Genomic DNA, 12,120 nt, shown 5'->3' on the forward strand with positions numbered 1-12,120 from the left:
GCTGTTAATGCGGCTACGAAGCGTTAAACCTCGATTTCCGCCGTATCGCCTTTCTCCTGCAGCCAGTTGCGGCGATCTTCGGAGCGCTTTTTCGCCAGCAGCATATCCATCACTGCCAGGGTCTGCGCCACGTCCTCTTCGCTGATGGTCAGCTGCACCAGGCGGCGAGTATTGGGGTCGAGAGTGGTTTCACGCAGCTGCAGCGGGTTCATTTCGCCCAGCCCTTTAAAGCGCTGTACGTTAGGTTTGCCCTTCTTGCGCTTCAGCTGCTCCAGCACGCCCTCTTTCTCTTCCTCATCCAGCGCGTAATAGACCTCTTTGCCCAGGTCAATACGGTAGAGCGGCGGCATGGCAACATAGACGTGGCCGTTCTGCACCAGGGTACGGAAGTGACGCACGAACAGCGCGCACAGCAGGGTCGCAATGTGCAGACCGTCGGAGTCCGCATCCGCAAGGATACAGATCTTACCGTAGCGCAGCTGGCTGAGATCTTCGCTGTCGGGATCGATACCGATCGCCACCGAGATGTCGTGCACCTCCTGCGACGCCAGCACTTCATCCGAAGAGACTTCCCAGGTGTTCAGGATCTTACCCTTGAGCGGCATGATCGCCTGATACTCACGATCGCGCGCCTGCTTGGCCGATCCGCCCGCCGAGTCCCCTTCCACCAGGAACAGTTCGGTACGGCTGAGATCCTGCGCGGTACAGTCCGCCAGCTTGCCCGGCAGCGCCGGACCGCTGGTGAGCTTTTTACGCACCACTTTCTTGGCGGCACGCATGCGGCGCTGAGCGCTGGAAATAGCCAGCTCGGCCAGCATTTCTGCCGCCTGCACGTTCTGGTTCAGCCACAGGCTGAAGGCATCTTTCACCACGCCGGAAACAAAGGCGGCGCACTGGCGCGAAGAGAGGCGCTCTTTGGTCTGCCCGGCAAACTGCGGATCCTGCATTTTGACCGACAGCACGTAGGCGCAGCGATCCCAGATATCTTCCGCCGACAGCTTCACGCCGCGCGGCAGGATATTGCGGAACTCGCAGAACTCGCGCATCGCATCCAGCAGGCCCTGACGCAGACCGTTAACGTGCGTGCCGCCCTGCATGGTCGGGATCAGGTTAACGTAGCTTTCGGTGAGCAACTCACCGCCTTCCGGCAGCCACAGCAGCGCCCAGTCCACCGCTTCCACATCTCCGGCGTAAGCACCGACAAAGGCTTTTTCCGGCAGCGTTGGCAGGCCGTTAACCGCCTCCATCAGGTAGTCGGTCAGACCATCGGCGTAGCACCAGCTCTGTTCGGTATTGTTCAGCTTGTCTTTAAAGACAATTTCTACGCCCGGGCAGAGTACCGCTTTGGCTTTCAGCAAGTGGCTGAGGCGCGAAACCGAGAAGCGCGGGCTGTCGAAGAAGGATTCATCAGGCCAGAACTGCACGCGGGTGCCAGTGTTGCGTTTACCGACGGTGCCGGTTACCACCAGGTCCTGAACCTTATCGCCGTTCTCAAACGCCATTTCGTAGATTTCGCCATTACGGCGTACGGTCACTTCCACGCGTTTGGAGAGGGCGTTAACCACCGAGATCCCCACGCCGTGCAGGCCGCCGGAGAATTGGTAGTTTTTGTTGGAGAATTTGCCCCCGGCATGCAGGCGGCAGAAAATCAGCTCAACGGCCGGCACGCCCTCTTCAGGGTGGATATCCACCGGCATGCCGCGCCCGTCGTCGATAACTTCCAGCGACTGATCGGCGTGCAAAATCACTTCCACGCGCTTGGCGTGACCGGCCAGCGCTTCATCCACGCTGTTGTCGATCACTTCCTGACCTAAATGGTTAGGGCGCACGGTATCGGTGTACATGCCCGGGCGGCGACGCACGGGTTCAAGGCCGCTGAGAACCTCAATGGAATCAGCGTTATAGCTGGATTGAGTCATCGTTACAATCTGATTGATAATGGCTAAAAATGCGTGTCCAGACTCCGGCTTATCTCAGTCCCGGAAGCCCAGGAAATCGATCATTGCGGAGAAATGGCGTTCGAATCCGATAAAAGCATGGTTTCCGCCCTCTTCTACCGTTTGACGGCAGGCGCTGTAGTAGTCCAGAGCCTGGCGGTAGTCGAGCACTTCATCGCCCGTTTGTTGCAGCAGCCAGATCAAATCCGGCGACTCTAACGGGTCAATCTGCATCACTTTTAGATCGTAAATATGGCGAGACTCTAACACATATTGCTGGCCGGTGTATGGGTTCTCATTATTGCCAAGGTAATCCGCCAGCAGCTCAAACGGGCGTACCGCCGGGTTCACCACCACCGCAGGCAGCGCAAAGCATTGCGACAGCCAGGTGGCATAATAGCCGCCAAGAGAAGAGCCAATAATACCCAGCGGTTCGCCCGCCGACTTCATGACAAACTCCTCCAGCAGGGCCGCAGCCTCAGCGGGAAATGCCGGCAGTTGCGGCACATGCAGGGTAATATTTGGGTGGTGCTGTGCCAGCCACTGTTTAAAGATGGTCGCTTTTGCCGACTGCGGAGAGCTGTTGAAACCGTGCAGATAGAGCAGGGTTGCCATCGATCAGTATCCTTCTGAGTCGAGATCGGGGTTAAATTTGCGGGTCGCCAGACGCTGAACTTCGGTTTCCAGCCGTCCGTCATCATACAGATCCAGCCAGCGCCATCCCGGCGCTTCCGCATCAATGGTGAAGTTGGTGCAGTGGGGTTTAAACTGGACGCAGGTGGACGGGCTGGCCAACACGCGCCGTCCGTGCCAGTCGAGGTCAAGCTCCTGATGAATATGCCCACACAGCAAGGTTTTTGCCAGCGGGTAGCGCTGTAATACCGCATCCAGCATATGCGGATTGCGCAGGCTGTGCTGATCGAGCCAGGAGCAGCCGGAAGGCAGGGGATGATGGTGCAGCAGTACCAGCGTGTGGCGCTGGGGTTCAGCGGCCAGCGCGCGCTCCAGCCACTCCAGCTGGTAGTCACTTAACTCGCCGTGCGGGACGCCGAACACCTGGCTGTCCAGCAGCACGATTTGCCAGCGATCGCCCACCAGCACCTGCTTTTCATCGGCAATACTCGACTCCGCCAGCGTGCTGAACATCGCCGGCTGAAAGTCGTGATTGCCGGGCAGCCAGACGCAGGGAGCCGGCAGGCGAGCAATACCCTCAGCAAAATGCTGATAGGCTTCGACCGAGTGATCCTGCGCCAGGTCGCCAGTGGCGACAATCAGATCGTAATGACGCTGCCCGGCGGCGATCGCCTCCAGTACCGCGTCATAACTGGCCCAGGTGTTCACACCGAGTAACGTTTCGTGTTTACCTGCAAAAAGGTGGGTATCCGTTATCTGTAAAATCCTGACTCTGGACCCACTCGCCACAGGAAGTTTTAACAGGCTATCCAATCAAAGTCCTTAACTCGCTCTGAAATTGTCGCAGCGTTCTAAAAAACCGGGGCTGCCATTGCGCCATGGAACAAACAGTAACGCAGCCAGTCCGCAAGAAACTGGTTAATCTGATGCTTTTCATCACGCTGATGCAGCTTTTTATTTGGATAATCATAGCGTGCTTTAAAGCGGTAGATCTGCTGAGTGGAACACACTTCCGCCACCATCGCGTCATGATACAGGCGAACCGACATCGATGGCAGGCTCCAGTAACTGACGGCCGGTGCGGTCTGTTTTACCTCAACCAGCGTGGTGTAGCGCGTTGATTCCAGGATAGTTATCTGGTAACTGGCGCCATTAACCTGATACGTCACGGACTCCCCCGCCTGGTCCTCTTTGGGCAACAGGCGACGCAGTTGCGCAAAATTGGTTTCGCAAACGCGCATCATTTCTGGAAAGTCAGGGACATAACGTTTCATTATTCGGGGTTCCATTCATCACAAAGCTGTTTATGGTGCAGCTCCAGCCATTGCAAAGCAATGACAGCAGCGGCGTTATCTATTTTCCCCTGTTCCACCCACTGGTAAGCCTGAGTTCGGCTGACCACATGCACAAGAATATCCTCATTCTCTTCCTCCAGACCGTGGTTTCCCTGCGCCACGCTGGCATCCACTTCTCCCACAAACACCGCAAGGCGTTCTGAGGTTCCTCCCGCGCTGGAGAGGTAGTTAATTATGGGTTTAATGCGCCCGGGAGTCAGCCCGGCTTCTTCCAGCGCTTCGCGTCTGGCGACCTCTTCCGGCGTTTCACCCGGTTCCATCATCCCCGCCACCAGTTCAAGCACCCACGGCGTTGGGCTGGTGTCGTAAGCGGCGATACGGATCTGCTCGATTAACACCACTTCGTCGCGCAGCGGATCATAGGGTAGCAGCACTGCGGCATGACCGCGCTCCAAAATTTCTCGTGATACTTCACCACTCATCCCGCCATTAAACAAGCGGTGACGAAAGCGGTAGCGCTCCAGCGAAAAAAAACCACGATAGAGGGTCTCTCGTGCAATAATTTCTACATCGTTTTTGGTGAAAGTCACCGGGTATTTGTTACTTGTTGCCATAACAACAGCTCCTGTGAAATGGTGGCCAAAACGTAAAATGCAATCGTAATCCGCCTGATGTCTGGTTCTTAATGAAATATTTAAGTAAATTAAGGCAGGATGGCACTTTCAGCCAACTTACCTTCTCGGAACTCTCTGCTATCATCGGCGATAATTTTTGGCTTACGTCAGCGCTACCATAGCAATTTTGCTGCACTACAAGGAATGCAAATGAACAAACTGCTCCCTTTACTCATCGGTCTGAGCCTGGGCGGCTTCAGTGTTGCCAGCCAGGCTGAGAACCTGCTGCAGGTGTATCAGCAGGCTCGTTTATCCAATCCTGACCTTCGTAGCTCAGCAGCCGATCGTGATGCGGCATTTGAGAAGATTAATGAAGCACGTAGCCCGCTGTTACCTCAGCTGGGACTGGGTGCCGACTACAGCTACAACAACGGCTACCGCGACGCGCGCGATTCGAACAGCACCTCGAAAAGCACCTCACTGCAGCTGACTCAGACCATTTTTGATATGTCAAAATGGCGCGCGCTGACCCTGCAGGAAAAAACCGCCGGGATTCAGGATGTCACTTATCAGACCGCGCAGCAAACGCTGATCCTCAACACCGCGACAGCGTATTTCAACGTGCTGAATGCGATTGATACCCTCTCCTACACCGAAGCGCAGAAACAGTCGATCTACCGTGAACTGGATCAGACCACTCAGCGCTTTAACGTGGGCCTGGTCGCCATCACCGACGTGCAGAATGCGCGCTCACAGTACGACACCGTGCTGGCCAACGAAGTGACGGCGCGTAACGATCTTGATAACGCGGTTGAAACGCTGCGCCAGGTGACCGGGAATTACTACCCGAGCCTCGCCTCGCTTAACGTTGATAACTTCAAAACCGAGAAGCCACAGCCGGTTAACGCGCTGCTGAAAGAGGCCGAGAGCCGCAACCTCAGCCTGCTCTCTGCCCGTCTGTCGCAAGACCTGGCGCGTGAGCAGATCCGCTCTGCGGAAACTGGCCATATGCCAACCGTAGACCTGACCGCGTCAACCGGTTTGTCGAACAACCGTTACAGCGGCGACCGCGCCACCAATAACGACAACATCAGCGGTAGCAACCAGGTTGGCTTAAGCTTCAACCTGCCGCTGTACAGCGGCGGCTCGGTGTCGTCACAGGTGAAGCAGGCGCAGTATGCGTTTGTGGCAGCCAGCGAGCAGCTGGAAGGCGCGCACCGCTCCGCCGTGCAGACCGTCCGCTCCTCGTTTAACAACGTGAATGCCTCCATCAGCAGCATCGAAGCGTACAAGCAGGCCGTGGTTTCTGCCCAGAGCTCGCTGGATGCAATGGAAGCGGGTTACTCCGTAGGTACCCGTACCATCGTTGACGTGCTGGATGCGACCACCACGCTGTATGACGCAAAGCAGAAGCTGGCTAACGCCCGCTACAGCTATATGATCAACCAGCTGAACATCAAATCTGCGCTCGGTACGCTGAACGAGCAGGATCTGGCGACGCTGAATAATCATCTGGGCAAGGATATCAATACCTCACCGGAAGCTGTGGCACCAGAAAATCCACAGCAGGTTGCCCGCGTCGACGGCAATGAAAGCGCCCCGGCCGCGCGCCAGGCAGCAGCCACCAGCCGCCCGGCAGCAAACCGCAGCAGCGGCAATCCTTTCAGTCAGTAATCTCCCCGCGGGGCAGCCAACGCTGCCCCGTTTTATTTCGATCCCACCTGTCTTAACCTCTCCTTCACAATCAAACGTATAGCTAAGTAAAGATCCCCGGTCTGTCACGCCTCATCGCTTCATTTTTCACCGCTATTCCCCTATCCTATGCACTACCTTTGGGCACAGGACGAAAAGTGATGAAACGGACTAAACAGATTAATCATGCCTCCTTTCGCAAAAGCTGGAGCGCACGCCATTTAACGCCGGTGGCGCTGGCGGTTACCGCCGTATTTATGCTGGCCGGTTGTGAGCAGTCAGACGAGACCGTCTCGACTTATATGAACGCCGATGACTGTTCGAGCGCCAACCCGGGCAAGAGCGAGCAGTGCACCACGGCCTATAACAAAGCTAAAGAAGAGGCGGTGAAAACCGCACCGAAATATGCCACCCGCGAAGACTGCGTGGCGGAATTCGGTGAAGGCCAGTGTCAGCAGGCTCCGGCTCAGGCTGGCGTGGGCACCACCAATGCTGAATCTCAGTCCAGCGGCAGCTTCTGGATGCCGCTGATGGCCGGTTACATGATGGGCCGCATGATGGGCGGCGGTATGGGCCAGCAGCAGCCGCTGTTCTCCTCTAAAAACCCAGCCAGCCCGGCCAACGGCAAATTCGTTGATGCCAGCGGCAAAAGCTACGGCGCAGCTACCCCTGGCCGTACCATGACGGTGCCTAAATCCGCCATGGCACCAAAACCTGCCACTACCAGCACCGTAATGCGCGGCGGCTTTGGTGAAAGCGTTGCCAAGCAGACCAGCATGTCACGCAGCAGCGCGGCTTCCGGCTCCAGCCGCAGCTTTGGGGGCTAATCGCTGATGAAGCGTATTGCCATCACTGAACGCCCAGGCTGGCGGGAAAAGGCCACGGAGTTTGGTTTTCGTTTTCACACCATGCACGGCGAGCCGTACTGGTGTGAAGATGCCTATTACCAGTTCACCTTAGAGCAGATTGAAACGCTGGAAGATGTCACCAGCGAGCTGCATCAGATGTGCCTGCAGGCGGTGGAGATGGTGGTCGGCAGCGACGAGCTGCTGGAGAAGTTTCGCATCCCCAAACACACCTGGGATTTCGTGCGCGAGTCGTGGAAAAGCGGCCAGCCGTCGCTCTACTCCCGCCTCGATCTCGCCTGGGATGGTGTGACGCCGCCTAAGCTGCTGGAAAACAACGCGGATACGCCAACTTCGCTGTATGAAGCGGCCTTTTTCCAGTGGCTGTGGCTGGAAGATCAGCTGAACGCCGGCCAGCTGCCGGTCGGCAGCGACCAGTTTAACAGCCTGCAGGAGAAGCTGATCGAGCGCTTCGCCGAGCTGCACCAGCAGCACGGATTCAGCTGGCTGCACTTCGCCTGCTGCCGCGATACCGATGAAGATCGCGGCACGGTGCAGTATCTGCAGGATTGCGCTACCGAAGCGGGCCTGCCGAGCGAATTCCTCTATATGGATGAGATTGGCCTCGGCGAGAAAGGGCAGTTCACCGATCAGCATGACCAGGTGATCGCCAATCTGTTCAAACTCTACCCGTGGGAATTTATGCTGCGCGAGGTGTTCTCCACCAAGCTGGCCGATGCGGGCGTGCGCTGGCTGGAGCCGGGTTGGAAGAGCATTATTTCTAATAAAGCGCTGCTGCCGCTGCTGTGGAAGATGTTCCCGGATCACCCCAATCTGTTACCCGCCTACTTTGCCGAAGACAACGTGCCGCACATGGATAAATACGTGGTGAAGCCGCTGTTCTCCCGTGAAGGCGCGAATATTCGCATTGTGGAAAACGGTCAGGAGATTGCCCGCGTTGACGGTCCGTACGGTGAGGAAGGAATGATCGTACAGCAGTTCCATCCGCTGCCGAAGTTTGGCGATAGCTATACGCTGATTGGTTCATGGCTGATCAACGATCAGCCAGCAGGAATTGGTCTGCGCGAGGATCGCGACTTGATCACCCAGGATCTGTCACGATTTTATCCGCACGCGTTTATCGAGTAATCGCGTAAACGGGCGAGGCATGCCTCGCCCCTTCAATCATCCCACCTGCACCGACAACATACTTAACGACCCCATCACAATCCCGTCCACCGGGATCGCTATCGCCTCGCCCGCGGCGCGTGCGCCCAGCACATACAGCAACGGCAGATAGTGCTCCGGCGTCGGGTTCGACAAGGCGGCGCCTTCATGCTGCATAAAGTTCACCAGCGGATGCTGCGCTGACTCTCCTTCCCAGCTCAGATTATCGCGCACGTACTGATTGAACGATTCCGCCCAGGGATAGGCTGCGGCATCGCCGCCCCAGCGCACCATGCGCAGGTTGTGCACCACGTTACCGCTGGCCACGATCATGATGCCCTGTTCGCGCAGCGCCGCCAGCTTGCGACCCAGCTCAAAGTGGTAAGCAGGCGGCCTGGTGCCGTCAACGCTCAGCTGCACGACCGGAATATCGGCATCGGGATACATCTTGATCAGCACGCCCCAGGAGCCGTGGTCAAAACCCCACTCGCGGTCGAGTTCTACCGCTACCGGAGCCAGCGCATCGGCAACCTGCTGTGCCAGCGCGGGCGAGCCCGGTGCCGGATAGTGGGTATCGAACAGCGCCTGCGGGAAACCGCCGAAGTCATGGATAGTGCGCGGTTTCTCCATCGCGGTGACTGCGGTGCCACGCGTGTACCAGTGTGCGGAAACCGCAATAATCGCTTTCGGGCGCGGCAGCGTTTTACCCAGCTCACGCCAGGTTTCAGTGTAGATATTCTCTTCCAGCACGTTCATCGGGCTGCCGTGTCCAAGGAAAAGCGCGGGCATACGTGAGTGGCTCATGTTAAAACTCCAGGCAATATTGTGCTCAATGACGCCTACATTACGCGCTTTATTTCACGGATGAACCTGGATAAGCCTGACGGAGATATTCAGAAAATTTGAAGGGGAAAAACGGGAAGGAGAAGATTAGCAGGGCCGGATAAACCGGCCCTGAAGGGCTTAACTGGCCTGACGCGTCTCGTGACTGCGGCGGTAAGCCACCAGGTCTTCGATGGTCACAACCGGCATGTCGTGCTGCTTAGCAAACACGATAGCTTCAGGGGCATGCGCCATTGAGCCATCGTCGTTAGTCAGCTCACACAGCACGCCCGCAGGCTTAAAGCCGGCCAGCGTCACCAGGTCAATGGTCGCTTCGGTGTGGCCGCCACGGGTCAGCACGCCGCCAGCACGGCCGCGCAGCGGGAATACATGGCCAGGGCGATTCAGATCGCTCGGCTTAGTATCATCGGCAATCGCGGTGCGGATGGTAGTCAGGCGGTCAGTAGCTGAAACGCCGGTGGTGACGCCTTTGGCGGCTTCGATAGTCACGGTAAAACCCGTACCGTAAGCGCTGGTGTTGTCCTGCACCATCATCGGCAGCTCAAGCTCCTGCAGACGCTGTTCGGTCAGACACAGGCAAACAATACCGCTGCCGTGACGGATGGTCAGCGCCATCTGCTCAACGGTCATGGTTTCCGCGGCGAAGATCATATCGCCTTCGTTCTCACGATCTTCATCGTCTAAAACCATCACACCGCGGCCAGCGCGCAGCGCTTCGATAGCACGGGTTACACGCTGTTCAGGCGTGCCAAATTCAGAAAGTAGCGACTGATTCATGGTAAAAAAACCTTAATTAATTTATGGGTTACCAGAACCAGGGCGTGCTTAGGAGTGTCATGCAGTGACAAAAAATAACGCGAGGCAGGCAAAAGCCCGACAAGATTCGTTACTCTCTCCCATCCGGACTCTAACCGTCGGCCCCGGAATCACACCGGGTCTGCTGTCCTTCAGAATTGCTCCTGAAGCGCTCGCGGGCTTTCAGCGTCAGCTGATTTACCGCCGGTGGGGAATTTCGCCCCGCCCTGAGAATAAGCAAAAACATCATAACGCTGAAAAAGTAGCAGAGCAACGAACAAAAACATCAAATAGATTGTCAGCAGATGACTAAGGCATTTCCTGTTTATTCATTTCAGGTTTAACCTTTTAGCGTCAGGGATTACACTAAGGTAAAACCCGCTGCTACCAGGAAGCCGCTATGATCGACGCAAAAAAAATTGAACAACTGGCCCGTCAGGTCCATGACTCCATGCCGAAAGGGATCCGCGAGCTGGGTGATGATGTGGAGAAGAAAATTCGCCAGACATTACAGGCGCAGTTAACCCGTCTGGACGTGGTGAATCGCGAAGAGTTTGATGTGCAGACTCAGGTGCTGCTGCGCACGCGTGAGAAACTGGCCGCGCTGGAACAACGCCTGGCCGAGCTGGAAGCGAAAGTGGCACAGCCTGCTACAGCTGCAACGCCAGCGGTTTCTGCAACACCAGCGACCTCTGCAACAGCGGCCACCAGCGAGCCGAAAGCGCCAAACTGAGTGAGTTAAGCGGCTGCCCGCAAGGGCAGCCGACAGCCATCAGCTTTTACCGGTGCCTGAAATAATTGTCTTGATGATATTACTGGTTGAAATACCGTCTTCGAAGTTCAGCACCCGCACGTCACCGCCGTTAGCCCATACTTCTTTACTGCCCGCGATATCTTCCGGCTTATAGTCCCCGCCTTTCACCAGCAGGTCCGGCAGCACTTCAGCAATCACCCGCTGTGGCGTGTCCTCTTCAAAACCGATGACCCAGTCCACGGCTTCCAGCGCACCCAGCACGATCATACGATTGACCAGCGGGTTTACGGGGCGCGTTTCGCCCTTCAGGCGACGGGTTGAAGCATCGCTGTTGACCGCCACAATCAGGCGATCCCCCAGCTTACGCGCATTGGCAAGATAGGAGACGTGCCCCGCGTGCAGAATGTCGAACACGCCGTTGGTCATCACCACTTTCTCGCCGCGCTGGCGCGCCTTGGCGACTTCAGCAATCAGCTGTGCTTCATCCATCACGCCAAAGCCGGATTCAGGGCGCGCATGAATGGCGTTCTCCAGCTCAACCGGGGAAACCGTCGAGGTCCCCAATTTACCGACCACCACGCCCGCCGCGGCATTCGCCAGGAAGCAGCTCTCTTCCAGCGTATTGCCTGCCGCCAGCGCAGCCGCCAGTACGCCAATCACCGTATCACCGGCACCGGTAACGTCGAACACTTCCTGCGCCTGGGTTGGCATATGGAACGGCTCTTTGCCCGGCTGCAGCAGCGTCATACCGTGCTCGGAACGCGTGACCAGCAGCGCCGACAGGCCGTGCTGCTGCATCAGTGCCGTACCGCGCTCGACGATATCCGCTTCGCTTTTACATTTGCCCACCACCGCTTCGAACTCGGAGAGGTTTGGCGTCAGCAGCGTTGCACCGTGATAACGTGAGAAATCAGTCCCTTTCGGGTCGACCAGCACCGGTACGCCCGCTTCGCGTGCCAGCGCGATCATGGTTTCAACGCTGGCCAGCGCGCCTTTGGCGTAGTCAGACAGCACCAGCGCACCAATTTTCGGCAGCGCCTCACGGATGCGCTCGTGCATTGGCTCCGGATTAACCCCGTCAAAGCCCTCTTCAAAATCGAGGCGGATCAGCTGCTGGCTGCGTGACAGCACGCGCAGTTTGGTGATGGTTGGATGCGTCGGCACCGCCACAAAATCACACCGCACGTTCACCCCGGCCAGGGTCGCGCTCAGCGCCTGCGCGGCTTCATCAATCCCGGTCAGGCCCACCAGACGCGAACCGGCACCGAGAGAAGCGATATTCATCGCCACGTTGGCCGCGCCTCCCGGGCGCTCCTCCACATGGTCCACTTTGACCACCGGCACCGGGGCCTCTGGGGAGATGCGACTGGTTGGGCCGTGCCAGTAGCGATCCAGCATCACATCGCCAACCACCAGAACACCCGCGCGCGAAAAATCGGGCAGTGTAATTTTCATTCCAGACACTCCAGACTGCAGTTTAAACAGGAAAAATTATGCGCGCGATGATAGCACAACTTGCTGCTGACCATCATCACGCGCCGAACA

At 57.2% G+C, this 12,120-nt stretch carries 12 protein-coding genes and 1 riboswitch; of the genes, 4 read left to right on the plus strand and 8 right to left on the minus strand.

Going from position 1 to position 12,120, the window contains the following annotated elements; translation table 11 throughout:
* Positions 1-23 precede the first annotated feature (23 nt).
* The 5 genes from parE to nudF are packed head-to-tail and all read right to left on the minus strand — an operon-like array spanning position 24 to position 4,479.
* Complete coding sequence (gene parE, locus J2Y91_RS04705) at positions 24-1,919, minus strand: DNA topoisomerase IV subunit B (protein WP_048914586.1); 1,896 nt, start codon at positions 1,917-1,919, stop codon at positions 24-26.
* A 54-nt stretch (positions 1,920-1,973) separates the two neighbouring features.
* Positions 1,974-2,552: an esterase YqiA gene (yqiA, locus tag J2Y91_RS04710; RefSeq protein WP_133622705.1), complete on the minus strand. Its 579-nt coding sequence runs from the start codon at positions 2,550-2,552 to the stop codon at positions 1,974-1,976.
* 3 nt (positions 2,553-2,555) lie between these two features.
* A complete protein-coding gene (gene cpdA / locus J2Y91_RS04715; protein WP_048914584.1) occupies positions 2,556-3,383 on the minus strand; it encodes a 3',5'-cyclic-AMP phosphodiesterase in 828 nt (275 codons plus the stop codon).
* Between the two features lie 38 nt (positions 3,384-3,421).
* The gene (locus tag J2Y91_RS04720; RefSeq protein ID WP_048914583.1) at positions 3,422-3,844 is read right to left on the minus strand and encodes a DUF1249 family protein; all 423 of its coding nucleotides are present in this window, start codon (positions 3,842-3,844) and stop codon (positions 3,422-3,424) included.
* A complete protein-coding gene (nudF, locus tag J2Y91_RS04725; RefSeq protein WP_048914582.1) occupies positions 3,844-4,479 on the minus strand; it encodes an ADP-ribose diphosphatase in 636 nt (211 codons plus the stop codon). Before nudF ends, J2Y91_RS04720 begins: the two co-directional genes overlap by 1 nt.
* A 210-nt stretch (positions 4,480-4,689) precedes the next feature.
* On the opposite strand from nudF, the gene tolC reads away from it, so the two are divergent.
* The 3 genes from tolC to J2Y91_RS04740 all read left to right on the plus strand — a co-directional run bounded on the left by tolC (position 4,690) and on the right by J2Y91_RS04740 (position 8,165).
* Positions 4,690-6,153, plus strand: a complete 1,464-nt coding sequence (tolC, locus tag J2Y91_RS04730; RefSeq protein WP_187497687.1) for an outer membrane channel protein TolC — start codon at positions 4,690-4,692, stop codon at positions 6,151-6,153.
* A 179-nt stretch (positions 6,154-6,332) separates the two neighbouring features.
* Positions 6,333-6,998, plus strand: coding sequence for a DUF1190 family protein (locus J2Y91_RS04735; protein ID WP_048914580.1), 666 nt, complete (start codon positions 6,333-6,335; stop codon positions 6,996-6,998).
* A 6-nt stretch (positions 6,999-7,004) separates the two neighbouring features.
* Positions 7,005-8,165 carry a glutathionylspermidine synthase family protein gene (locus J2Y91_RS04740; RefSeq protein ID WP_048914579.1) on the plus strand — a complete coding sequence of 387 codons (1,161 nt, stop codon included), beginning with the start codon at positions 7,005-7,007 and terminating at the stop codon, positions 8,163-8,165.
* Positions 8,166-8,201: 36 nt separating this feature from the next.
* Here J2Y91_RS04740 and ygiD read toward each other — a convergent pair whose 3' ends face one another.
* Both ygiD and ribB read right to left on the minus strand, forming a co-directional pair.
* Positions 8,202-8,987, minus strand: a complete 786-nt coding sequence (gene ygiD / locus J2Y91_RS04745) for a 4,5-DOPA-extradiol-dioxygenase (RefSeq protein WP_253537424.1) — start codon at positions 8,985-8,987, stop codon at positions 8,202-8,204.
* Positions 8,988-9,146: 159 nt separating this feature from the next.
* Positions 9,147-9,803 (minus strand): 3,4-dihydroxy-2-butanone-4-phosphate synthase, encoded by a 657-nt coding sequence (gene ribB, locus J2Y91_RS04750; protein ID WP_048914577.1) that lies wholly within the window; start codon positions 9,801-9,803, stop codon positions 9,147-9,149.
* Between the two features lie 107 nt (positions 9,804-9,910).
* Positions 9,911-10,060: riboswitch (FMN riboswitch) on the minus strand.
* Positions 10,061-10,221: 161 nt separating this feature from the next.
* Here ribB and ubiK point away from each other — a divergent pair.
* Positions 10,222-10,554, plus strand: coding sequence for a ubiquinone biosynthesis accessory factor UbiK (gene ubiK / locus J2Y91_RS04755; RefSeq protein WP_133622701.1), 333 nt, complete (start codon positions 10,222-10,224; stop codon positions 10,552-10,554).
* Positions 10,555-10,593: 39 nt separating this feature from the next.
* On the opposite strand, the gene hldE is transcribed toward ubiK, so the two are convergent.
* Positions 10,594-12,030 (minus strand): bifunctional D-glycero-beta-D-manno-heptose-7-phosphate kinase/D-glycero-beta-D-manno-heptose 1-phosphate adenylyltransferase HldE, encoded by a 1,437-nt coding sequence (gene hldE / locus J2Y91_RS04760; protein ID WP_048914575.1) that lies wholly within the window; start codon positions 12,028-12,030, stop codon positions 10,594-10,596.
* Positions 12,031-12,120: the final 90 nt, after the last annotated feature.

Source organism: Erwinia aphidicola, assembly GCF_024169515.1.
Taxonomy (GTDB): Bacteria; Pseudomonadota; Gammaproteobacteria; order Enterobacterales; family Enterobacteriaceae; genus Erwinia; species Erwinia aphidicola.